Source organism: Paenibacillus sp. NRS-1782, from assembly GCF_050467685.1.
GTDB classification, from domain to species: Bacteria; Bacillota; Bacilli; order Paenibacillales; family Paenibacillaceae; genus Paenibacillus; species Paenibacillus terrae_A.
In genome coordinates, this window is the sequence record NZ_JBITPH010000009.1 from 259254 (window position 1) to 283537 (window position 24284).

Annotated in this window: 18 protein-coding genes; 5 read left to right on the plus strand and 13 right to left on the minus strand. The window is 43.5% G+C overall.

Going from position 1 to position 24284, the window contains the following annotated elements; translation table 11 throughout:
* Positions 1-182: 182 nt before the first annotated feature.
* The 3 genes from baiCD to ACIFQM_RS03350 all read right to left on the minus strand — a co-directional run bounded on the left by baiCD (position 183) and on the right by ACIFQM_RS03350 (position 4057).
* On the minus strand, positions 183-2120 hold the full coding sequence (gene baiCD / locus ACIFQM_RS03340; protein ID WP_430043155.1) for a bile acid Fe-S flavoenzyme BaiCD: 1938 nt from the start codon (positions 2118-2120) through the stop codon (positions 183-185).
* Between the two features lie 209 nt (positions 2121-2329).
* A complete protein-coding gene (locus tag ACIFQM_RS03345; protein ID WP_430043154.1) occupies positions 2330-2914 on the minus strand; it encodes a TetR/AcrR family transcriptional regulator in 585 nt (194 codons plus the stop codon).
* 393 nt (positions 2915-3307) lie between these two features.
* Positions 3308-4057 carry an SDR family NAD(P)-dependent oxidoreductase gene (locus tag ACIFQM_RS03350; protein WP_430043152.1) on the minus strand — a complete coding sequence of 250 codons (750 nt, stop codon included), beginning with the start codon at positions 4055-4057 and terminating at the stop codon, positions 3308-3310.
* Between the two features lie 117 nt (positions 4058-4174).
* Between ACIFQM_RS03350 and ACIFQM_RS03355 the strand changes: the two genes are divergently transcribed.
* Entirely contained in the window at positions 4175-4471 is a 297-nt protein-coding gene (locus tag ACIFQM_RS03355; RefSeq protein ID WP_430043149.1) for a helix-turn-helix domain-containing protein, read from the plus strand.
* Between the two features lie 64 nt (positions 4472-4535).
* Here ACIFQM_RS03355 and ACIFQM_RS03360 read toward each other — a convergent pair whose 3' ends face one another.
* The 6 genes from ACIFQM_RS03360 to ACIFQM_RS03385 form a co-directional block, all read right to left on the minus strand.
* Positions 4536-5507, minus strand: a complete 972-nt coding sequence (locus ACIFQM_RS03360) for a GDP-mannose 4,6-dehydratase (RefSeq protein WP_430043148.1) — start codon at positions 5505-5507, stop codon at positions 4536-4538.
* 103 nt (positions 5508-5610) lie between these two features.
* A complete protein-coding gene (locus ACIFQM_RS03365) occupies positions 5611-6801 on the minus strand; it encodes a radical SAM protein (protein ID WP_430043146.1) in 1191 nt (396 codons plus the stop codon).
* 51 nt (positions 6802-6852) lie between these two features.
* Positions 6853-7962 carry a radical SAM/SPASM domain-containing protein gene (locus ACIFQM_RS03370; RefSeq protein WP_430043143.1) on the minus strand — a complete coding sequence of 370 codons (1110 nt, stop codon included), beginning with the start codon at positions 7960-7962 and terminating at the stop codon, positions 6853-6855.
* The gene (locus tag ACIFQM_RS03375; RefSeq protein WP_430043141.1) at positions 7959-9086 is read right to left on the minus strand and encodes a UDP-glucuronosyltransferase; all 1128 of its coding nucleotides are present in this window, start codon (positions 9084-9086) and stop codon (positions 7959-7961) included. Before ACIFQM_RS03375 ends, ACIFQM_RS03370 begins: the two co-directional genes overlap by 4 nt.
* A gap of 68 nt (positions 9087-9154) precedes the next feature.
* The gene (locus ACIFQM_RS03380; RefSeq protein ID WP_430043139.1) at positions 9155-9403 is read right to left on the minus strand and encodes an acyl carrier protein; all 249 of its coding nucleotides are present in this window, start codon (positions 9401-9403) and stop codon (positions 9155-9157) included.
* Complete coding sequence (locus ACIFQM_RS03385; RefSeq protein WP_430047097.1) at positions 9384-10106, minus strand: class I SAM-dependent methyltransferase; 723 nt, start codon at positions 10104-10106, stop codon at positions 9384-9386. Before ACIFQM_RS03385 ends, ACIFQM_RS03380 begins: the two co-directional genes overlap by 20 nt.
* Positions 10107-10392: 286 nt before the next feature.
* Here ACIFQM_RS03385 and ACIFQM_RS03390 point away from each other — a divergent pair, with 286 nt between their 5' ends.
* From ACIFQM_RS03390 to ACIFQM_RS03405, 4 genes are all read left to right on the plus strand, one after another.
* Positions 10393-11304, plus strand: coding sequence for a helix-turn-helix domain-containing protein (locus ACIFQM_RS03390; RefSeq protein ID WP_430047095.1), 912 nt, complete (start codon positions 10393-10395; stop codon positions 11302-11304).
* Complete coding sequence (locus ACIFQM_RS03395; RefSeq protein WP_430047092.1) at positions 11297-12286, plus strand: hypothetical protein; 990 nt, start codon at positions 11297-11299, stop codon at positions 12284-12286. Before ACIFQM_RS03390 ends, ACIFQM_RS03395 begins: the two co-directional genes overlap by 8 nt.
* 87 nt (positions 12287-12373) lie before the next feature.
* On the plus strand, positions 12374-13162 hold the full coding sequence (locus ACIFQM_RS03400) for a hypothetical protein (protein ID WP_430047090.1): 789 nt from the start codon (positions 12374-12376) through the stop codon (positions 13160-13162).
* Positions 13163-13379: 217 nt separating this feature from the next.
* Positions 13380-14684, plus strand: coding sequence for a pectate lyase family protein (locus tag ACIFQM_RS03405; protein ID WP_430043130.1), 1305 nt, complete (start codon positions 13380-13382; stop codon positions 14682-14684).
* Between the two features lie 349 nt (positions 14685-15033).
* On the opposite strand, the gene ACIFQM_RS03410 is transcribed toward ACIFQM_RS03405, so the two are convergent.
* From ACIFQM_RS03410 to ACIFQM_RS03425, 4 genes are all read right to left on the minus strand, one after another.
* Positions 15034-17340 carry a glycoside hydrolase family 3 C-terminal domain-containing protein gene (locus tag ACIFQM_RS03410; RefSeq protein ID WP_430043129.1) on the minus strand — a complete coding sequence of 769 codons (2307 nt, stop codon included), beginning with the start codon at positions 17338-17340 and terminating at the stop codon, positions 15034-15036.
* Positions 17341-17385: 45 nt separating this feature from the next.
* On the minus strand, positions 17386-19830 hold the full coding sequence (locus tag ACIFQM_RS03415; protein ID WP_430047088.1) for a glycoside hydrolase family 2 protein: 2445 nt from the start codon (positions 19828-19830) through the stop codon (positions 17386-17388).
* Between the two features lie 307 nt (positions 19831-20137).
* Positions 20138-21628: an ABC transporter substrate-binding protein gene (locus ACIFQM_RS03420; protein ID WP_430043125.1), complete on the minus strand. Its 1491-nt coding sequence runs from the start codon at positions 21626-21628 to the stop codon at positions 20138-20140.
* Positions 21629-21766: 138 nt separating this feature from the next.
* Positions 21767-24247: a glycoside hydrolase family 3 N-terminal domain-containing protein gene (locus tag ACIFQM_RS03425; protein WP_430043124.1), complete on the minus strand. Its 2481-nt coding sequence runs from the start codon at positions 24245-24247 to the stop codon at positions 21767-21769.
* Positions 24248-24284: the final 37 nt, after the last annotated feature.

A 24284-nucleotide genomic window follows, 5' to 3' on the forward strand; every position in this document is an offset into this window, starting at 1 on the left:
GCCTTGGGCTTAGATTGGCTTCAGGCTATCGTGGGTTCCCCCGACTATGAGGGACCGATGTGAAGTACATATGGAATAGGCCATACTACTAAAAGCTAGCATGGCCATTTCTTCATTCGGTTCTATTCAAACCTCACGTATTTGTATGGATAACTTCAATTTCCCTTGCTCACTTTTCTCGCTTAGATCGCCCGTGCAATTTCGTTCGCTTCGGCCACGGCATTCAGCGCTCTGCGAGCTTGAAGCGCATCTCCGATAACATGACATGGAATGTGATGCTCTCTGCAAAACTCATTTATATTCTCAAAATCCCTTGATTTGGCACCGATGGCAACTACAACAGAATCACATGGATATTCTTGAAGCTGTCCCTTGCTTTCAATCACAACTGCGTTGTCCTTAATTTCCACACATTTGGCATCCGTTAAGGTTTTCACTCCAGAAGCATAAAGATTTTCCATGACGCATATCGAACGCAGCTGCCCCAAATCCTTGGCTACTTGATCCATCATTTCTACCACTGTTATTTCGGAAGCCTGATCATGTAAATATTCGGCCACCTCCAGGCCTACCAGACCGCCGCCAACAACCACAACCTTGCCAGAAACCGTCTGCTTGCCAGCAAGAACATCATGAGAGTTTGTTACCAATGGCAAGTGGCTGCCGGGAACTTTCAATTCCATCGGAGTAGAACCAACAGCAATGATCACTTCGTCGGGCTGAAGCTCCGCAATAAGAGAAGCGGTAACAGGTGTTCCAAGCTTCACCTCTACACCTTCTCTGATGGCTTGCTCTCCCATAGACAAAGCAGCTGTCTTCATCTCTTCTTTTCTCGGTGCTTCGCCAGCAAGTGCAAACTGTCCGCCTAACGCGTCGGAAGCTTCGCATACTATCGGATGATGACCTCTGCGCTTCAGAATTATTGCTGCCTCAAGACCTGCTATCCCGCCGCCTGCAACCAAAACTTTTTTGGGGTGCTCGGTAGTGGTTAGCTTGTATTCGATTTCTCTGCCGAGTGCCGGATTTCTCAAGCAAGTGATAAATGGGATTTCCGTTGCAACAAATCCGTCATAGCAACCTTGATTGCATCCGACACACCGGACAATACTCTCTGCTTTTCCCGCTTGTGCCTTATTGCAAAATTCAGAATCAGCAAGCTGAGCACGCCCAATTACAACCATATCTGCCTTATCACTTGAGAGAATCTCATCGGCTTGAGCAGGATCATTAATTCGCCCTACAGCTACAGTAATCATGCCAGTATCCTTCCTGATTCTGGCTGCATTATCGACGTTGAAGCCTCTGGGCAGGTCGATGGGAGGAACTTCGTAAATAATGCCCGAAGAGGAAAAGTTGCCTCTGGATACATCCAATATGTCTACTCCGGCTTGCTTGGCCAGCTTGCAAAATTGGATAACCTCTTTAATGGTCAGGCCATCCTCCAAATAATCGTCATGCGCGTCAACTCGCATGAACAGCGGCATATCAGCAGGTATATTCTGACGAATAGCCTCAATGCATTCAATCAGGAACTTTGCCCGTTGCTCCAAATCCCCACCGTATTCATCCGTTCTCCGATTAAAATGGGAGCTGAGAAAGGAATGAGGGGTGTAATTATGTCCAGCGTGAAATTCGATGGTGTCAAAGCCTGCTTCTACTGCCCTTTTGGAGGCTTCTCCAAATGCTTTGACTACTTCTTGTATAGTCTCCAGGCTTGCTCCGGGGATAGTGTACTCTGTTCCCGGCACAAGTACAGGACTTGGAATAATGATCATCTGCTCAGGATCACTTCCTACAGCTAGACCTCCAAGCCAGAGTTGAATTCCTGCCTTCCCCCCCGCTTCGTGAATTGCATCCGTAAGTTTCTTCAAACCAGGAATGTATTTGTCATCCGAAATCGCAAGAAATTTCTTCGGGGAAGCAAGCTTGTAGACAGAGCATACTTCTGTAATATTTAAACCGCAGCCACCTTCAACCCTTGCTACATGATAATCAATCAACTGCTGCGTTACAAAACGGTCCTCGCTTGCCATCTTTGTTCCCATTGCCGGAAACATAACCCGATTCTTTAGTTCCAATCCTTTAATTTTGATAGGACTAAAAAGAGTGTCATATGCCATATAAATTCTCCTCCTCGATACTACTAATACCTTTTGTTTGTGATAATTTTCACAAATTTGTTTATAAACATATCAACTTGTCATTCACAATTTAAATATAAGCTGAACAGAGTATTAAATCAATATGTTTAGAACATTTTGTTTGAATTTTTTTCGTAAAAAATAGACTATCCCAGCATAGTCTATTGGTCTCACGCTTCCTGCACTCCTTAAGTTGATATCAGCGTCCTGATCAGCAGCTTGAGATATGTCATTCTATCCTTTCTTTCGACTAATAGCGTTCCTCCCAAGTCCTCATTGCCATCATACTCAGTCGGATAATTAATAGAAGAAGTAAACATTAAGTATTTATAATTGAAGCATGTTTCATCACCCGGAATAAGTTGGCGAATTAGCTCTTTCAACCGTTTCTCTATTTCCGCAGATATGTCGATAATTTTTCTTGAGACCTCATCTATGTCGGCACGCTTTTTTGAATCTCTCAAAATTACCATATTTCCTGGGAATCTCAACGAATATTCCATGATTTCATTGGCCGTCAACACCAACATTTCTTCTACCTTATAATTCTTGTTGTTCAATATAGCTAAAACGGTCAAGGTGTTCTCAATGTAAAACTCCTTGACCAACCTCAGCATTTCTTCTTTTGACCGGAAATAATAGTTAATCGCACTGACGTTTACATTGGCTTCCTTGGCTATAGTCCTAATGGGTATATCACAGGTTTTGTTCATTCCCATTAGATATAGAGCCCGATCGAGTATCCGTTCTTCTATGCTTTTAAGCTTTCTCATTTGGCACCTCTGTAAATTGTTAATCTTTAACGTATTATATCAAATCAGCTAATATTAACAATGGAGCAACAAAATTAAAGCGAAATATTAATGTTCTCTATCAAAACACATCCTCTTCGTTCATAAAAAAAACTGCTAATTAATCAGCAGTCTAAGATATTTTTTTGCAGCATCTTTTTCTCTAAATTCATATTTGTAGTCAGATATTCGAATGCTCCATCTTTTAAACCGAGCTCGGTCGCCTTTTCTCCCTCGCGATCTAATAGTTGGGAACAGTTAAACTAATATCGGCCAGTCTCTATGTAATTGTTCGATATTGCGGTGACGGCGATATCGTCATCACCGCACAACTCCACGGCTGATACAGAGAACGCAGTCCGGGAAGTTCGATGATTATTTCGCGGAATAACCTCCGTCAATCGGCAGTTCCACGCCTGTAATGTAGGAAGACTCATCCGACGCCAAGAATAGGACACCGCTGGCAATATCCTCCGGCTTGCCCAAACGTGGAAGCGGCGTCTGTGATAGGAACCATTGATTCATATTTTCGTCCTTTAACAAATCGACCGTCATTGGCGTTTCAATATATCCAGGATGGATGGAGTTCGCACGGATATTGTACTTGGCGAAATCAACCGCCGTTGCTTTGGTCAGCATACGAACGGCGCCTTTACTTGCCGTGTATGGGCCAGCTCCACTTCCGCCAGTTAATCCTGCGATGGAAGAAATATTGATGATTGAGCCGCCACCAGCCTCAATCATATGAGGAATAACATACTTCTGACCGAGGAAAATGCTCGTCACATTAATAGACATTGTCTTTTCCCAGCCTTCGACAGTCATATCCATAAATGCTGTGGCATTGGAAACCCCTGCATTGTTGACTAAAATGTCGATCTTACCGAACTTCGCAACTGTTTCGTCCACAATGCGAACCCAATCTTCTTCTGAAGCTACGTTATGCTTAAAAGCAATTGCTTCGCCCCCGCTCTTGACAATCTCGTAAGCAACCTCTTGGAGCTTGTCCTCCTGCAGGTCTGTAATGGCGACCTTCGCGCCTTCTTTGGCAAACAGCAATGCGTCCGATTTCCCCATGCCGCCAGCCGCGCCCGTAATAATTGCTACTTTGTTAGCTAATCTCATAAGCTCACCTCATTCGTCTATTATTTTAAAAAATGATAGTTTAGCTATCATTTTTCAGTATACTCGACAACATTTTGTATTGCAAATCCGTACAATGGCTACTCTCATTTCCACAATGTGCTTGCGCAAATAATCAATTCTATAGAGGTAGGATATAAATCATTTCAACCGTCATGTCCGTTGTTGCTGCCCACCCTTGGAGCCTACCTTCAATATGTGGACACCCCGAATCTTGCTGCAAAAACACTTTTTATTCATAGAAATACATTGTTCTATCGTATTAACAGAATACGTGAACTTTTCCAAATTGATCTGAGTAACGGTGATATTCGTCTGAAGCTTCAATTGACTCTTCATTTTCTAAAACCGAAAACACAGCGGGGCGAATTTAAAGATGAGAGTATAGAGGGGTAGGCAAATGCAAAAAAATATGCAGACAAAATTTCTTAATGATACTTTGTCTGCACGCTGGTATTTTTTAGCTTTTTTTTAATATACCTTTACCATTTGTCTTGTAGGAACAGATTGTACGCCTCAGCCCCTCTTCAAGGTCAATAGTGGGTTCCCAGCCTAGAATTTTGATTGCTTTATCAATGTTGGGACACCTCATTTTGGGATCGTCCTGGGTTAGCGGTTGAAACGTAATTTTGCTATTGGATTGTGTCAATTTCTTGACGAATTGAGCGATATCAAGAATAGTATGCTCCTCGGGATTACCGATGTTAATAATCTCTCCGGTAGCCTCTTCTTTTTCCATCATCAGTTGAAGCGCATGTATTGTGTCATCTATATAGCAGAAGGAACGGGTCTGGGTACCATCTCCATAAATCGTAATATCATTATCATGTAAAGCCTGATTGACGAAATTAGAGATTGCCCTTCCATCATCATTCCTTAAACCACCTGAATAGGTGTTAAAGATTCGGGCTACTTTAACCTGCACCTTATAGCGGTGAACATACTCATAGCAAATGACCTCACCCAGTCTCTTGGCTTCATCGTAACAGGCTCTGGGTCCCCATGTGTTAACGCTTCCCAGATATTCTTCGGATTGCGGGGTAACCTCAGGATCACCATAAACCTCACTAGTACTGGTAAATAAGAATTTGGATTGGTTGATTCTCGCAATTTCCAGCATATTTCGGGTTCCTACAGTATTCGCAGCTATGGTTTCAAAAGGCATTTTCTTATAAAATGCAGGCGAAGCCAACGAAGCCAAATGATAAAGCTCATCCGCCCCCTTTACCTCCTCCAAACCAAGTACCAGCTCATCCGAAACATCATGCTCGATGAGTGTTAAACGGTCATTTTTGATTACATCTCCCAGGTTACTATAATTCCCGGATAGAAAGTTATCAATGGCTAAGACCTCATGCCCCTTTTGCAGCAATTCTTTGGTTAAATGTGAACCCAGGAAGCCTGCTGCCCCAGTTACAATTATCTTTTTCAATGCACCATCTCCTGTATATTCTGCTGAGATTGCGAAAAGACAACACACAACGTATCACAGTCTCGGACAGTTACGTTTTATGCAAACGATGGTACTACTGCGCTCAAATATGTGATAGTGTAGATGAGCCATGCAAATACAGTACATTGCACTTCGAGCAGGCTGGTGACAATTGCTCTCCAAGTGAGCGCCTGATTCGATCATACGCTTCGGAATTCCACAAATCCGTCAAGGATTGGTCATGTAAATTACCGACCGAAAATTCCGAAAAGAATTTGCATGCGCTTATATTTCCGGTTGGTGTTATATCAGCACGAGTGCTGAGGGCAAGGCACCTGGTGGCACAACGCGACGTCATCGCATTTCCGCGCACAAAATCTTCGATTTCGTCAAAATCCAGTCCAGGCTGGTAGCGGATACGTGTATGCCATGTCCGGGTATTCATGCGTTTCAGGTCTTGCAGCAGTCTGTCTATATTCTCCGGTTTGATGTGATATTTGAATGCATGCCAGCTACTGCGTTCACCATCCTGAATTGGTTTCAGCCAGTTGAAGTTCTCAGTGAAAAATGTATTCATCTCGCTTGTTGTTTGGTCTGAAATATACCATGGAAAGCAAAGCAATACGAGATCAATCCCTTTATGCTCAAAAAATTCCATCAGTTCGTAAAGACGTCCAATCATATTGTCGTTAATGACGCTATGCACCGAAATCTTGCCTTGAAATCGTCCTTCCTGGCGCAGTTTCAGGAGGCGGTCAATTTGCTCCATAACCTTTTGGAACGAGCCCTTGCCCCGGATTAAATCATGCTCCTGCTCAAAGCCTTCAATGGCGATCAGAAGCTCAAGATTGGCAGAAATCCGGCATAATTCCTCCTCATATTTATGAATGAGATAGGCGTTTGTGCAAATGGTCGTTTCACGGGGGTCCTCCTCCATCATCCTCAGAATATCTCCGATATTGCGATGGAATAAAGGTTCACCACCCCACAAATATAGTCTGGAGCCAGTCTCTCTGGTTTCTTCCAGTACGCGACGGAATATATCAGGATCAAGATCCATATTCTGCTCATTTTTGTCCATATCATGATGGTAGCCCGAATCGTTCCACTGGTAGCAATGCTTACAGCGCAGGTTGCAGCGGTTGGTCAGCTTCAACGCAAGCACCTCGGGCATTGGAGTTCTATAGCCGGGATCTGTTTTTCGTTTACGGTGAGGAACAACAACGTTTTTAATCGTTCGTTTCAATACCTCAAACGCTTTGGCATCCAGCGTCACCTTGCTACTCGGTTGCATCCTTATCCCACCTTTCAATGTTCACTGGGGACAACAGGTTGTGATACGGGGCTATGCCCTGTCCGGTTTTTCGTTGTAAAATAGGCAGCAGCTCTGACAAATCGGGAAAAGTTGCTTTCGTAAATAGCGGCGATATTGCTTGTACTTTTCTCCGTTCCAAATTTCGGAGATGCTGGACTCATTCACATTCCCTAACGTCAAATCATAGAAGGCATGGCAGGAGGTTACATCGCCCCTGGCATTAATTTCTGTGCTGACCCAGGGAAACGGACAGCGCTTCTTGATTTTGGACATGGAGAACCAGTCTGCACTGAAATATTTTTGGATGTTATCTTCCGACAGTTCTTTGGGATAAGTATTCAAATACATGCCATGCTCATTGCAATAATCCGCGATTCGTCTTACCTGTTTTGCGATTTTAGCAGCATCAATGTCGGCAAATATTGCAGGATCACAAACAAATCCTTTAGACAGTGGAGCTTCTTGTACACCAAATTCTTTGCGCAGTACACCCGCATAATGATCGTGATTTTGCTGGGTAATATAAGCTTGGAGTTCAAGACTAATACAATCCAGTTTGGATATGTCCAGAGCCTCAAAAAAGAATGTTTCCAAGTGCTTATAATTGGAAGGAGTCACCACCGTACTGATGCCGATTTGCGGATAAGAGGAGCCCGTCTGAGCACGAAGCTTATACAGCTTGTCTATTCCTTTCAGTGCTTTGGAAAATACACCTTTCCCCCGCTGAGCATCATTTACCTCGCGAGGCCCGTCCAGCGAAATCCATATTCGCTCGGGCGGATACGCGACCAGCAGCTCGGCGTATTTTTCCAGCAGTGTACCGTTCGTGGGCATATGAACCTTGCTGCCTGCTTCCGTGATGGCTTTCAACACTTCCTCAATATGCGGATACAGGAGCGGCTCCCCACCGTAAAGCTCATAATAAGGCTGGGCAGGCTGGCATGTCTGAATAATATCCTTAACGACCTCAATGTCCAGCTCCTTTAGTATTTTTTTCTCGCGGTAGGGACCATTTTCGCCCCATTCATAACACATTCTGCATCGCAAATTACAGCTTTCGAGCAATTGCAGAAAAACCCATTTGGGCAATGAGGTATTCATTTTTAACGGCTCTTGAATGGCAGAGCTGGATATGCTCATGTCTGCCCCCTCCCATCCGCCACAGCCAGTTCGGCAGCATAATGGGCAGCATAGTCGGGGCTCTTGGATCTCTCGTTCAACAAATTGAAGTGCAGACGCTCCAGCACCCCGCGGTCAAATCTGAGGCTGCGCCACTCTTCAAAATCAATGCCGAAACCTTGTGCCTTCCAGATCTCTGCATTTTTTCTTTCGTGTGTACCAAAGGGCTCTAACAGCACCAATGGTGTAGTAGCCGCCAGCGAATCAATTAAGGCACCCGCACCCGGTTTACTGATAACCGCAGCGGCCGTGCGAATGATATCGTATACGCCGTGATAAGCGCCGTGTAACCGGAAATCAGGTCTCCCTTCCACCGGAACACGTGCAAAAGGCGGGAATGTCAGCTTGTCCCAAGCATCCCGCATCCATGTGCGCCACTGTGGGTCATTCATAAAATAATCTCGGTCCGAAGAAGCATGTCTAACGATATCCTCTGTCCGGTATGCGGCTATATCCAATCCATAGCCGCTCTGCTCCAGCTCTTCTGCCTTCTGTTGGTAAGTACCAATACCCCAGCCCCCTCCGTGCAGAACCAGTCTTCCGTTTCTTTCTGCATAGGCTAGCGGTTGGTGTCCAGTCACATCAATTTTAAATTTAACTGCCATACATTCTTTGTCGTACAATTCAATTTCACGGTATGGAGCAGCATAGTAGGGATTCAGCTTCTGAAGCTGCTTCCAGGAGGGTGACAAGTCCGAATCCACATGGAGCAAATCCGCCTGGATCCCGGTAACGCCGCGCTCACGCAACATATCTAGGATATGCACCCAATGTCCTGAAAGACTGATAAAATGACGACGTCCTTGCCGAATCCAGCGATCCAGCAAAGCAGCGGTGGCGTTAGGGTCGAGACTGCGCCTGATATCCGCTGGAATTCGCTGTGATCCCAGGGCTATTGCAAAGCTGGCGTGATAGGCATTTCGGCTCTCGTCGGTTTTGCTTTTCTTTTCATCAGTCATCAGACTTTCAAAAACCTCTGTCTCAACCTCGATACCAAGCGCTTTTAATTGTTGCTCAAGCAGCAAGCCGGGGATGTAAAAGCCGAGCCCGAAGCCGGAGCATAGAATGGTCACAACATCCTTCACTTGCAAGCACCTCTTCCTAAAGGCAGACCCACGCCTGCATAATAACTGCTTATATCACAATGTATCTATCATGAGGCTGAAGCTGACAAATGCCCAACAAATTCACAAAAACGGTCTATGGAGTTCAGGTGATCGAGATCAAAGCTGTCAAAATCGACCTCAATCCCAAAAGCTTCTTCAACATTTAGAATAAAACTGATGATTTGCAGGGAGTCCAGAGCCGCATCGTTCATTAAATCTGATGAACCGTTTAGCTTGTTCCTCAAAGAAGGATCCTCCTTAATGTCAGCAATAATTTCAATAATTTTTAGCTGCATAATTATTCCTCCTCTTTTTCAATACGGCAATGATATCAGTCTGGGGAACAAACAGGTTATAATTGGTCACATGAAGCTGGCGAATATATGTTATGGATTCAATTTCCAGCTCCGGAGGCAGGCACATCTTCAGGTGGCGAACAAAGCTCTCCTTGCTAAAGCGCCAGATGACGCCATCAATAGATGAATTTCCCATATATCCTTTTTTGTCAGAATGCTTTTCCTTTTCTTCCAGGACGACGGGGTCAGTAATAATGATTGTGCCGTCTTCACGCAAAAGCCGAACGCATTCAACAAATGCTTTCTTGTGATTCCGAATGTGATGAAAGCTGCGTGCAAACAAAATGGTATCGCAGGAATTTGGGCTCAGAGAAGTACGTCTGTCGATGGAAGCGTGGACAAAAGTGGAGAAGCGGCCCAGCCTCTTCCCTAAACGCAGTGAATTCAGATTCGGGTCCATATTGATCCAGCGAATATCCTTGTTCTTGTGCAGATACTTGTTAAGCAGGCCTGTACCGCAGCCAACCTGCAGCACATCACCCTGTAGCTTGGGCAGCGCCTTGTACACCAGATGCGGTACAGGAAAATTCTGTACATACATGGCCAGCTCGTAGAAAATTGGATAACGTGATTGCAGCTGTACCAGCTTGCTGGTGTAGAAAGGGTTACGTCGGCTGTTTCTTTTAAAATGCCATCTGTTCAAATAATAAACTGGACTCAGTAAAGTGAAAAATACTACAAATGCCCCAGTGACGAGCTTTACCTTCCATGCACTGGGTTCTTGAAGGACAGTTATTTTTTGTGAAGCCAATGGCTCAGTTGTATGTGAAATGTTATACCCTCCCTTCATCAATCCCTTAAATATATTACTATCACTTTTAACCATGTGAATATATGGTTGATAACGCCAATAATTTTAAGTTATGATATTATCAAACTCCTCATAAATCATTTTGCATTTGAGATATAGACGGATTGGAGGAATATTGATGGAAAACCCACCCGTTTTTAGTACAAGTTATTTTTTTCAAGGAAATGTCTCCGTTCAAACCGTGCTTGCGAAGGAAGATCCGTGCTGCATACGCCATAGCCATGAATTCTTTGAAATTGCCTATGTTTGTGAAGGGGAAGGGATTCATTACATTGAAGAGGAACGGTTTAACGTAGTACAGGGAGATTTATTCTTTATTCCTGTCGGCGTTGTCCATTGTTTTCAACCCAGGGATCTGACCGGGATACAGCCCCTGCGCATCTTGAATTGTCTGTATAAAGCTGAATTGGTGGGCTTCCCATCTAACTCAATACCAAGTCCCTTAAGTCAGTTTTTTTTTCAAGTTGCTGATTATCATCTCGAAAAGAAATGGCGTGCTTATCATGATCAGTCAGGAGAAATTGTACGTCTGTTTCAGGTATTACACACAGAAGGGCAAACCTCAGCCTGTATGTCTGATAACTCCCTGATACGGTATGGAACTTTAATACATCTCATAAAGATACTAATTGAAACAAAAGATCGGAGAGCAATTCTCACGTTTAAGAAAGAGGACTGTCCTATTCATGGAATCATTCATCATATGAGCAATAACTGCCAGAATTCCATGAGCCTTCATGAAGTAAGTCAGTCCATTGCAGTAAGTCCTCGCCACTTTCAGCGCCTGTTCAAATTACAAACAGGATGTACGTATGTCAAAATGCTGCAAAAGATCAGGATTCGAAACATCTGTTTATTTCTGAAATATACCAATTTAACGATCCAATCCATTGCATTGCTTGTTGGAATTCAGGACATGAAATATTTTTATCGGCTGTTCGCTGAAAGAGTGGGCATCACACCCGGTACATACAGATCACGGTACCGTGAAAAAAATATGCCCAGCGAGGAGGATTGGGAGCTTGCTTAATATATCGCCAGTCGGAAGAAGCATTCCGGATTCCGACAAGCTCATATGCTGTACTGACGACTGTATTGCCTCCGTCGCCAATTGGCTTGGCAGGGGTTACACATGTATGTATGCCAATACATGGGGCTTCTCCTTCAAGCCCAAAGGGACCTTGGTACAGCCATTCATGGAAAGGCTGGATTTTCCAAAACCCAGCCTGGATTATTTATCCTCCTTCCATGGCATAAAATTATCTTTTACCCAAAGACCGAAGGACAGAAAAGACGAACAGGTCCTGCTGGCATTGCTGGAGCAACAATTGACTGCGAATATGCCTGTTTTAGTGGGAATCGACGTATACGAGTGCCCGTGGTCAACAGGTTATCAAATAGTACACACCCAACACTCCTGCTTGGTTATCGGTTTGGATCGTGCAAGAAACGAAATTCAGCTTATGGATGCTTTTCATAATAAGCATTGCGAAACCTTACCTTGGAGCATTTTTCAAATAAACAGTGATTCGTATGGTGTGTTTGAAGCCATGGCCCCCTCTTACGCTCCTCATGACTGGAAGTATCTGCTGGAATACTCAATATGCAGTGGCGAGAAGCGTGCAGAATTGATGCAATCATTCCTCAATCTAGAGGCGTTCGCAGCCGCATATGCGGAAGAAGGCCTGCCGCCCTGTTCTTCTGAGCGGCTTATGCTTCCGCAAAACTTTGTGCTGATGAAATTCGAGCTTAACCGAAAGCGATACGCTTTCCTGCTGAATCAACTGTATCAATTTAGTAACCAGCGTCCGTTGCATGAAGCGGCTGTACAAATGCTGGAGATGGCTGACTGCTGGGAGGCTATACGTTTTCAAATGATCAAAATAGCCTTGGCCGGAAATAAAGAGACAGCCCGCATCAAGCTTTTAAAAACTCTACAGGATGTTATCGCAGCAGAACAACGTATCTTGGAGCAACTGGTGGAATGGTTCGAGAGAACCGTCAGAACATGACGTCATTACCCATATCTTCATACGGGCCTGTTTGTTATCCTTACAGGAAGAGTGAATTTTTTTCTATCTCAGACTGGAGTGATTAGAATGTATGAGCATCACCGTAAAGCAATGGACAATTTGGTTGAACTGTTAAAGCCGAACCCATCATTTCTGGCCGTCATTACAGCAGGTTCCGTAGCCCAGAACAAGGCAAAAGAAACATCAGATGTTGATGTATACCTGCTTGTAGACGATGAGGAGTTTGAGCGGCGCAAAGCAGAGGATTTGCTCGCCTACACGAATCATGACGTTTGCGATTATCCAGAAGGCTACATAGACGGTAAAATTATAAATCTTCACTTTCTGGAAAGCGCTTCCGAGCATGGAAGTGAGCCAACACGAGCGTCATTTGTTGGCTCTAAGGCTTATTTTTCGAGAATTCCTGACTTGGATAACTTGCTGGCTCGGATTTCGGTGTATCCTGAAAAAAATCGTGAACGCGACATCAAGGATTTTTATGCACAGATATACCTGTATGCTTTCTATTTTGCAGGTGAGGCTGCCAAAAAAGACAATACTTATCTTAAGTCTCATGCGGCCAGTAATCTGGTATTGTTCAGTGGTCGGGTTATTCTAACTCACAACCGTATTCTGTTCCCCTGCCACAAAGGTCTAATAGAAGCGGTTACCGGGGCGGCGGAGAAACCGGATAACTTCGTCGAGCAAGTCAACTCGCTGCTGTTAGCACCGACCTTCGAGAAATGCATGGATTTTGCCAAAATGATGCTGGCGTTCAAGGACCCCGGGATTTCCTTCGATCAGGCTATTAGCCGTTTTGTTGAAAACAATGAATGGAACTGGCTCACGCAGGAGCCTCCCCTGCAAGATCGATGAGTTGACGAAAAGCTCTAACCTGCCTCAAAGCTGGTTAGAGTTTTTTTGGGATTTTATTGCTCTCTCCGGCTTGCTATCTGAAACGGTAGTACAATTAAGCTGTGAGCAATAGATTCATAATCTTTTTGCACTAAAATAGTTGGAACTAATCTCAAAAAAAGTTATATTAGGATATATATATTATTTTTAGTATGAGAAAAAAGGAGGAATATCCTAGATGGATGTACGAAGCTGTTTGCAACAAGGATGGAAAGCGGGCTTATGTATGTTGTTGTTATGGGTATGGATGATGGGTGCTGTAACAGCTGGCCAAGCCGAAGCCCAACCGGTGTTCCCGGGAGCCGTGGGATACGGGACTGACACTCCAGCAGGCCGGGGTGGAAAGGTAATCAAGGTGACCAATCTGAACAATGACGGCCCAGGCTCATTTCGTGCGGCATTAGAAACCAAGGGACCGCGGATTATTGTATTTGAAGTCGGCGGTGTCATCAATCTAGAAAAGGTGCGTCTTGAACTGAGAGAACCCTACGTGACCATCGCAGGTCAGACGGCCCCCTCCCCTGGCATTACATTCATCAAGGGAGGCTTGCAGATCAGAACGCATGATGTGTTGATGCAACATGTCCGGTTTCGGATGGGCGACGGTGACAGCACTCAAGGTGCAGGCTTTGAGCCAGATGTGTCCACTTACGGAGCCTCCGCTTATAACATTGTCATTGACCATTGCTCCTTTTCTTGGGGAGTAGATGAGAACATGTCCTTCTCAGGTCCTCGTACCAGCGGAACCAAGGCGACTACCCACCGTGTAACACTCAGCAATAGTATTATCTCCGAGGGCCTGTATAATTCCGTTCATGAGAAGGGTCCCCATTCCATGGGCACGCTCGTTCATGATTACGTCCAAGATGTGGCAGTCATCGGAAACCTTTATGCCCATAACATGGAACGTAATCCGTGGTTCAAAGCGTTCTCGACGGGCGTAATTGTTAACAATGCCATTTATAATCCGGGAAAATGGGCTATTCGGCTCGGATTCGTGGAGAATGAATGGACGGATACGGGGATCAAACCGGAAGGCCCTAGAGTCAGTATCGTCGGTAATTACATGCGGCATGGAGTAGATACGACTAAAGGGTTAGGTATTGTCGGAACGAACAGTAAAAGCGGCTGGGCTTATCTCAAAGATAATCTTGCTTATGACCGTAATGGCAAGTCAGTCCCACTGACTTTTGGCGGAATTAAGGAACTTGACAATCCACCTGTTTGGGTTGAAGGACTTGAAGCACTAGCAGCCTCGGCAGTAGTAAAGGAGGTCACTGAGCATGCAGGAGCAAGGCCGGAGGACCGGGATGCTACAGATCAACGAATTATCTCCGATTTTCTGACTGGTCGAGGAAAGATAATTGATAGTCAGGAAGACGTAGGGGGATACCCGGCTGTTCCAGCGACCTACCGTGCTTTAAATGTACCTGACCACAGCATTGATGAATGGTTGTATCAATTTTCAGTTAAGTTGGAGTAGTCCTTAAAGCTGCTATTTTAAGACATTTCGTAAAAGTAATTAAGACATAACTCTGATGCCAATCGATTTATCACCTAGTTCTAGTTTAGTGTTGACAATCCACTTTCGGCAATAACGACTTGCATGCTACATCTTAAATAAAAAAAGCACACGGATGCCATACTAACATCCGTGTGCTACTCTGAAAATTTCATTTTCGTTTAGTTCAGTTGAACATATTATAGCTGAATCAAAAAAATAGTATGTTTTTATTCCGACAGTTCTATGGTTATCCTTTAAGCAGTATTTACAAATATCATCTTGGCCGTCGTGATCTTCCAAGCCTCGATGCATACTTTTATTTATTCACTTAGTAGGTCCGCCAATCCTCCTTATTTATTTCTTCTAATGCAGCAAGAAGATCTTCATCGGTGTAATCAGATATAACGAGACATAGAGTGTTTAGAGCAAGTGATAACAATACTTGAATTTTGCTGTCTTGTTCTTCTCCTGACACATTAGCGTTTGCTTGTTCTACATCCGACTCTTTGGAAAAACCTGCTTTAATCGAGCCTTCAATAAAACGTGGTTGAATTTCTTCCCAGTATGCAGCACCCTTCGGTGTTGCTATCAATTCTCCAATCGTGGAAAGTTCGGTCAGCTTTCCAGAAAATAATTTCACTCCATTTACGACTGTCGTTTGTTTGAGTACTTCGTCGCGCGCATTTTTGCCTATTACGATATCGTACTTTCCACTTTCGACATGCCATCCGTTTAATTCGATATTCCAATATGCAAAAGAACGTTTATCAAGTACAAAAGTAGCGGTTTTAGTCTCCCCTGGATTTAAGCTTATTTTGGCAAACCCCTTAAGCTCTTTCACTGGACGGATGATAACCCCCTTGTGAGGCGCAACATATAGCTGTATTACTTCCTTGCCTTCAACTTTACCTGTGTTAGTCACGTCCACACTAACAGTAAGTGTCTCCGTTTCGGAATCCAGCGTAGTATGACTCAGCTTAAGATTGGAATACCCAAATGTGGTATAGGACAATCCGTAACCGAACGGGAACAGCACGTCACACTTTTTTGTCTCATAATAACGGTATCCAACAAACACACCTTCACGGTATTCTACATTATCATTTTCACCGAAATAGAACAGATAGGACGGATTATCCTCCAGCTTCTTAGGGAACGTTTCTGCTAATCTTCCTGAAGGATTGACTTTACCATATAAGATATTAACAGTAGCGGCACCTACAGCATCGCCGCCAAGATAGGTTTCCACGATTCCCTTCACTTGATCTGCCCATGGCATTTCTACAGGTGATCCGTTTTGAAGAACTACAATGGTATTGGGATTAACGGCCGCAACCGCTTCGATGAGCTCATTTTGACAAGTCGGCATTCTCATATGATTACGATCATAGCCTTCTGATTCAAACGATTCCGGAAGACCCACAAACACAACCGCTACGTCAGCATTTTTCGCCGCTTCAACAGCTTCCGCCAGAAGAACTTCGTTTGTCCGTTCCTGATTGTCCTCATAGCCTTGGGCATAGGTAACCTCTGTTATTTCTGCAACAGCATCAAGTGCCGATATGACTTTGTATGAATTAATATGCGAGGAACCTCCCCCTTGATAGCGAGGGGATTTAGAATATTGACCAATAAAGGAAACCTTGCTTTCTTTGGAAATAGGTAGTACACCTTCATTTTTCAATAATACAATAGACTGCTCCGCTGCTTTTTGAGTTCGGGCAAGACTTGTTTCAAAGTCGCGTTCTTGTTTCACTTTCCCCTCTTTAACACGGTACGTGACCTCAATAATCCGTTCACAGAGTTTATCAAGCTGCTTTTCATCAAGTTCGCCAGACATAACCGCCTCTACTAGCTTATAATCATTTTTGGAGTCTGCGGGCATCGTAAGCGCAGTTCCTCCCTTGGCTGCTTCAACCCGATTGTGAACAGCTCCCCAATCCGACACAACAAAACCATTAAATTCCCATTCCTTATATAGCATATCCTCGATATACTGGGTATGCTCTGCAGCAAAAGTACCATTAATTTTGTTAAATGAAGTCATAACGGTCCAAGGCTGAGACTTTTTAATGGCGATTTCAAAATTAGTTAGGTATAGCTCTCGGAGAGTACGTTCATCAACGTTCGAGGATGAAGTCACACGTCTGTGTTCCTGTGAATTAGCGAAAAAGTGTTTTACGCTCGTTCCTATTCCCTTGCCTTGAACGCCATTTATATAAGCGGCTCCCATCTCTCCGGCCAGTAGTGGGTCCTCTGACATGTATTCAAAATTTCTGCCGCAAAGCGGCGATCTTTTGGTATTAAGTGAAGGTCCAAGAAGAACGTCAACGCCTTCTGCCAAACACTCATCTGCAAGTGCTTCCCCTACCTCTTTAGCTAGTGTAGTGTCAAAACTGGAACCGAGAAGAGAACCTGTCGGAAAGCAAGTTGCGAGTTTAGAGTTAAATAGATTCGTATCCTCACTCTGTAAAGGCTCGATTCTTAAACCATGAGGACCGTCGGCTAATTGAAGTTTCGGTACGCCGAGACGGTCAACTCCTTTCGTGAACCAATTGTCCCAGCCGGAAGTAAGTGCTGCTTTTTCCTCAAGCGTCATTCGGGATACGATCTCTTTTATTTTTTTATTTTCCAAGATAAATCCTCCTATTACAAATTATACATCACGAACCTATTTCCCTTATTCACATTCATTAGCTCCGCTGTTGATGCGAACAGTATGCGGATTACAGCCTTCAGCAGTGATCGTTACGGTGATTGTACCTTTTCCGGTCGGACGCACAACTGCTAATGCCTTGCCGTCAAAAGTTGTATGCTCATCATCGAAAAAATCTTCCTCAGAAGCGGGGTTTCCGCTACCGAATCCCTGAAGCAAGCCCGGTCCATCAACCTGGACCTTAACCTTGCGGTCGGCGGTGTTATACAGGTTCCCCTGATCGTCTATAAGGCTGATCATGACAAAAGAAAGATCGCTGTCGGAAGCTGTAATATTTGTTCGATCAGCTTCTGCTCCCAACTTGACATCACCACTTGCCGAATGAAGCGTCATCCGGCCGCTTTCTTGTCCACCAATGTAGGCTATCGCTGTAACGTCTCCTGGCTCATAGACGGTATCAAATTCTGCTTTGAAGCGGTTTGCTTCCCCTGTAGCAGCTTTCCCTACCGATTTGCCATTGACCAGTAGTTCGACTTCTTCGGCATCGGCGTACACTTCCACTTTGATCGGTTGACCCTCATGTCCGTTCCACGACCAGCTAGAAATAGAATCACTCCAGCCCCAACTTGACAGAGTAGCCTTTTTGAAATAATGCTGAGGTCTCTGAACTGCGATGTATGGAGCCTTACGAAGACCAAACACGATTTCACGGTAATACGATACCGGTCTACGATTACCAACAATATCAATGTCACCGACCCAAGCTGTAATCCAAGGATACGTGCTTTGAATATAATGTGTAGCTTCTTTTATATCATACTGAACTCTTCCGACTCCAGCTTCACCCAAGTAATCCCACCCAGCCCAAGCAAAGTCGCCGATTAGATGGTTATTTTCCTTAATAATTTTCCAGCTCTTATCAATTCTGTTGGAGAAGGTTTCACTTCCGACGATAATACGATTAGGGAATAATTCCTTATCCATGAGGTATCTTGAATCTCCATAATTGTAGCCTGCAATATCCACGCTGGCGAAAGCCTCGGCTGTTTTCGTTGTACATAATTCACTGGATACGATGTTCCCCATAAGATCGCCTAAATCATTCATCATCGTGTTAATGCCACCAGCATCGTCCGCTTCGGGTTGCATTAATTCCTTCTGCTTAGCCAAATCGCTCATTACAGCAAGCATAAAATTCACAGAATTCGTTACAAATCGTGTAGAATCCAAGGACCGTATTTTCTCCGACAGCTTACGTCCCCATATCGAACCAATCGAGCTACCCGTCTCCGGAATTTCGTTACCAATCGAATACATGATGACGCTCGGGTGATTATAGTCCTTATGAACCATGGCTTCGATGTCTTTTTCCCACCAAACTGGGAAATGCAATGCATAATCGTTCTCGGTTTTGGAACTGGTCCACATATCGAAGCTCTCGTCCATAACGAGCATACCAAGACGGTCACATGCATCAAGAAGAGATTTGCTCATGGGATGATGCGAACTGCGCAGTGCATTAAAGCCTGCTTCTTTCAGAATTTCGATCCGTCTCTCTTCGGCTCTGTCAATCGTTGCTGCACCGATTACGCCATTATCATGATGGATGCAAGCTCCACGCAGCTTGATGATGTCCCCGTTGATGCATAGCCCTCGATCGGAATCCAGTGTAAGCGAACGAATCCCGAAGGACGTCGTCTCTTCATCCAACACTTCATCTCCGGCTGTAACTGTTGTTCTGCACGTATACAAATTCGGTTGATCTACGCTCCAAAGCTTCGCATCCCTTACAACCATACGCTGACGAAGTGTGGCAGATTCTCCTGCAAAAGTCGTAATTGGCGACCGATCGGACGCAACTACAGTGCCACTCGCATCGACAATTTCGCTTAATACATGCGTAGTTACGGTGTGTAAACCTTCATTTTCAATTACGGTTGCTACGCTTACTACAGCACGATCATCATGGATATCAGGTGTATCAATTTTCACACCGTCAAAGGCAGTGTGAACCAGATTACCAACGATCAGCTTGGTATTGCGATAGATACCGGCCCCCGTGTACCAACGAGAATCTTTATTTGTCTTAGCGATAACCTTGATTTCATTCTCTACCCCGTACTTGAGGAATCGGTCGGCCTTTACATAAAAATGACTATAACCAAACGGTTGCTGGTAGGCATAATCCCCATTAATATAGATCATTGCTTGGTTGTATACGCCTTCAAACTCAATCGCAACTCGCTTGTTACGATACTCGGAGGGAACGAAAAAACGTTTCTTGTATTCGTATTCCCCGTCAGGATAACAAGCAATATTGCTACTACCGTCTTTCAATCTCTCATTTTCCCACATGGAATCATGTGGAAGCGTAACCAATTTTGAAGAGGATTGATCTGTGGCAAGCTCGGAAAAATAAGTCGTTTTCGGTCCAACCGTCCAATCGGCATTAAAGGATGTTCTAATCATAAAGTGTGTCACCATCTTTTCTTTAGAATTTTAATTGTATGTCCTTTATGAAATAATAGTATCACCGAACCGCATAAGTACCTGGAACGTGCACGTATTGACGTTCGACGTACTGAATAAGCCCTAGGGTTCATATGAATACTTTGGTTCGTTGTATCATCGGTAAAACTATCAATTCTAAGCCCATTTTATTGGATCTGCCACTATATCCTCTACCACTTCACCGACTTCCGATTTGCACTTTTCCGACCATTCTATTTAAAAAACGGTCATGCAATTGCATGACCGTATAGAATACAAGATAATGTTACTTGCTTGTCTTCGCCCATTCGTTGAGTTGTCTTTGCTTCTCTGCGATGACTTTGTCCATTCCCGCCGATTTCAACTTTGCAATAAACTCCGGCAGTATTCTATCGGGATCAACACTTCCAGTTTCAAGTGGGACAGCATATTGGGAGATAACGTTTCCCACAGATGCAAATTCGGCCTTAACAGGAGTAGAGTCGAAGGAGAAACCAAGCGCTTTGGATTTAAGTGCCGACTTGTTAAATTCTTTAATTTTCCCCCATGAGTCAGGGTCTTGCTCATTAAAAATATAAGACAAAAATTGGTTACCGAACAACCATCCTGTATTTAAGTAATACCCTGAATTTTGACTATTAACGCCTTTTGGAAAATCAATGATCTTTTCGGATTTGAATACATAATGTTTTCCCTCAATCCCCCACATCAACAAGTTGGCAATCTCTTTATCTGTATACATCAGATTAAGGAATTTCATTGCTTTCTCTGGAGTTTTGGAGTTAACCGGAATTCCCCACATTACATTGGTTATCGTTGATGTTGTGGCTACCGGCTGTGAGAATGCTACAACTTCCATAGGTACGCTGCTGGTTAGCGTCTCACCTTCATATGTTTGAGGTTGGACACGGAGCAAGTATGCAAAAGCCTGTTTTGATCTGATCAAATCATATTTGGGAGTTTTATTAGTTGCGGCGTCCTTAAGGATCAACCCTTCTTCATACCATTTTCTAACCATTTGAAGCTGATTGGCATATTCTTCTGTTTCGTAAAGATTCACCAGCTTCAAATGATTATCATAACCTGGCAAAACACCGGTTAGGTCACCAAGAGAGTCATACGTTTGATAGGTTCCGAGTATAGAAGCACCTACAGCTCCCGGAACCAATGGAGCAATATCCGGTTCACCAGCTTTAACCGTTTTTAATACGCTCTCTACATCCTTTATATTCCTAATCCGTGCACCATCAATTTTGTACTTATCAGCTAGATCCTTTCGCATCGCAATACCATAAGTGGTGACCATGTCGCGTAAGGTAGGAACGCCATAAATAGAGCCCTTAACTTTTGCAGCATCCAGATAGATTGGATCCAACGCTTGGGTAATTCCTTTCCCCTGTCTTGTCAGAAGTTCGTCTAGAGGAATAAGTTGACCTTTTGATACTAATGAACTGTAGTTATAAATTGTGGGAATTAAATCAAGCTTTGCATTACTGGAGAACATTAAATTGGTTTGCTGCTGCCAATCCCCAAAGCCGATCGGTAATAGTTTAACCGTAACATTAATTTTCTTCTGGGCGATTTTGTTGATGGCATCTTGAACGAGAGAGATATCCTTCGGTGCAGCACCGAAAATTGGAAATGCGACAGTTAACTCCACTGTTCCATCTGCCTTAGTATCGGCTGATTTTGCCTTTTCAACATCATTACCGCTACAAGCGGATAATATCAGCGTGAAGACAAGAAGAGCACTTACTAAGCTCATTCTTTTTCTCATTGTTATCCCCCACTAATGGTTTTTTCGATTTCATGGTTATGTACAGTTTACTTCTACTTGTGTGGACACCTTAAATTTAAGGTGTCCACTTTTTTAGTCTACCATTACCTACACATCATAACCAACTAAATGTTTTTATCACTCCACAGTTTTGTTTACTGTTACCCTTGATGAAAACACCTTTCTTTTTATAATCATTTTCTCACCAACAATACAAAAGTCACCTTTTAATCGAATATCCTGAGATGAAGCTCCAATAAACACTTCTATCTTCCCTGGTTCCACGATCTGATCCATGTTTAAATCATGGAATGCCAGTTGTTTCATATTGACCTTAAAAGTAATTTCATTCGTTTCTTGAACATCCAGGCTAATACGAGCAAATCCAACAAGTTGTTTAACTGGTCTTACAACACTGCTTACACAATCCCTCATATACATCTGTACGACTTCATCACCTCTAAATGTTCCTACATTTTTCACCTTAAATTTCAGGCTCAATTCTCCATCGGACTGAACCGTACTGTCCAGACTCAAATCACTATATTCAAACTGTGTGTAGCTTAATCCATGACCAAATGGGTAGAGCGGTGTGTTGCTGCTAGGATCAATAAATTCGGCCCAGTCATCTATTTCGACATAGAATGGCAATCTGCTGTTATACATCGGAATTTGGCTTGCTTCTTTTACAATTGTCACTGGTAGCTTCCCGCTTGGATTTCTTTTTCCTGTAAGAATGTTGACGATTGCTTCTGCCCCGGACTGTGCAGGAAGCCATGAATACAAGACTGCTTTACTTTGTTCACTTATAGCAGGAGTTGCTAATGGTCTACCATCAATAATGATGGATATGACCGGTTTATTCAACTTGAACACTTCTTCCATCATTTCCAACTGTGGTTTCTCAAGATGAATATTGCTATTATCTTTATTTTCTCCACAGGTTGCCTCAGGATCAATCATACTTTCTTTTCCACCTAATACAGCAATCACAATATCCGCCTGTAGGACAGCCTCTTTAACTTTATCTATCCCACCATCAATGGGCTGGAGAATATTACACCCTTTTGCATGTAATACATTATCTTTTCCAAACTCTTCTTCCAAAAAGTCCTTGACGGATTTACAATTCGGATAGAATGTTTGCGTAAATTCTTCCGTCGTTTCATACACCTTATTGGATGAAGTATGCTCCCTTCGGCCTTGCTTTATTAAATTCATGATGATTTCTTTTTGTTCCGGTGTCGGTTGGTCCTCAAATTCAATGCCTAACGGTTTGAATGCGTCTTTATGTTCAGTAATGGCGCCAGCATAAGCTATTTTTAAATAGTGGTCTTCTTCGGATTTATCGAAATCACTACTTTTGGTACTTGCAGAACCAACCGATGAATATCCTCCAAAGAAGTTCGTTTTGTTGTCTGAAGATGGGCCAATAACCGCAATTTTCAATTCCTTCTTTAATGGCAATATATGATCTTCATTTTTTACCATAACAATGGATTTCTCAGCTATCTCTTGAGATAAAATCTGATTCTCTGCCTTGTTAATTTCTTCAAAGAAATCTCCAACTTCGTAAGGATTCTCGAAAAGGCCTAGCTTAAATTTGGTTTCAAGAACCCTTCTTACGGAACGATCAACATAGAACTCTTCAATCTCCCCTGAGTTTACAGCTTCAACTAAGTGCTTATAACAATAGTTATTAGGCTGCTCGACGTCCATTCCAGCCTGAAGCGCCAGAATAGCTGTTTCTTTCGGGTCTTGTGCCACCCGATATCGCGAATTAGCATGACTGATACTGCCATAATCCGCAACAACTAGTCCATTAAATCCTAATTTATCTCTGAGGACGTCTGTCAGCAACCATTTTGACGTAGACACTGCTTGGTCATTCAAGATGCCATAACTATTCATGACACCCATCAGATTGGATTCATGTATTGCCGCTTCAAACGGGAAACAATACGTGTCCAGCAGTCTTCTTTCTGCGATTTGCTGTTCTCCACCGTTCCTGCCACCTTCGGCATTTCCATAACCGACAAAGTGTTTGGCTGCAGACATCACTTCATTGTCTCCTTGGATGCCGCTAACAAAGCCCACCCCCATTTGAGCAACTAAATAAGGATCTTCTCCATAGGTTTCGCCGATTCTTCCCCACCTTGGATCTCTACCCAAGTCAAAAAGAGGAGAATGTACGGCCCTAAAACCATAGGACAGCAGTTGCCTTTTTACGACCTCACCCATTTTCCGAGCCAATTCAGGCTCCCAAGTTGAAGCCAGATTAAGAGATTGCGGAAAAGTCGTCGCTCCCGGTATCTGGGCTCCTGCTATCCCCTCATTATGAATGAGCACTGGAATGCCTAATCTTGTTTCTTCCATAAGATATTTTTGTATACTTCTTAGTTTATGAATATCTTTCTTATTATCGCCTGTTAAGGAGACATTAAGACAGCTTAGGGTGCCAATCCCGTCCTTCATACTTTCTTTCAGAGTAGCAAGACTGTCCTCTCCATCTTCTACAGTTGCACAAAATAATTGGGCTACTTTTTCCTCTAATGTCATTCTTTCAAGTAAGTCGCTGACTCTGTCATGAATCAACTTACTTGCATCTTTATAAATCATTTATAAACCTCCTACCATATTGTATCATTCATTTGCT

What these genes read in the sequence shown, in the direction of transcription:
- baiCD (WP_430043155.1), bottom strand. Translation starts at nt 2,120, where the DNA reads ATGGCATATGACACTCTTTTTAGTCCTATCAAAATTAAAGGATTGGAA.
- ACIFQM_RS03345 (WP_430043154.1), bottom strand. Translation starts at nt 2,914, where the DNA reads ATGAGAAAGCTTAAAAGCATAGAAGAACGGATACTCGATCGGGCTCTA.
- ACIFQM_RS03350 (WP_430043152.1), bottom strand. Translation starts at nt 4,057, where the DNA reads ATGAGATTAGCTAACAAAGTAGCAATTATTACGGGCGCGGCTGGCGGC.
- ACIFQM_RS03365 (WP_430043146.1), bottom strand. Translation starts at nt 6,801, where the DNA reads ATGCAACCGAGTAGCAAGGTGACGCTGGATGCCAAAGCGTTTGAGGTA.
- ACIFQM_RS03370 (WP_430043143.1), bottom strand. Translation starts at nt 7,962, where the DNA reads ATGAGCATATCCAGCTCTGCCATTCAAGAGCCGTTAAAAATGAATACC.
- ACIFQM_RS03380 (WP_430043139.1), bottom strand. Translation starts at nt 9,403, where the DNA reads ATGCAGCTAAAAATTATTGAAATTATTGCTGACATTAAGGAGGATCCT.
- ACIFQM_RS03390 (WP_430047095.1), top strand. Translation starts at nt 10,393, where the DNA reads ATGGAAAACCCACCCGTTTTTAGTACAAGTTATTTTTTTCAAGGAAAT.
- ACIFQM_RS03400 (WP_430047090.1), top strand. Translation starts at nt 12,374, where the DNA reads ATGTATGAGCATCACCGTAAAGCAATGGACAATTTGGTTGAACTGTTA.
- ACIFQM_RS03405 (WP_430043130.1), top strand. Translation starts at nt 13,380, where the DNA reads ATGGATGTACGAAGCTGTTTGCAACAAGGATGGAAAGCGGGCTTATGT.
- ACIFQM_RS03415 (WP_430047088.1), bottom strand. Translation starts at nt 19,830, where the DNA reads ATGATTAGAACATCCTTTAATGCCGATTGGACGGTTGGACCGAAAACG.
- ACIFQM_RS03420 (WP_430043125.1), bottom strand. Translation starts at nt 21,628, where the DNA reads ATGAGAAAAAGAATGAGCTTAGTAAGTGCTCTTCTTGTCTTCACGCTG.
- ACIFQM_RS03425 (WP_430043124.1), bottom strand. Translation starts at nt 24,247, where the DNA reads ATGATTTATAAAGATGCAAGTAAGTTGATTCATGACAGAGTCAGCGAC.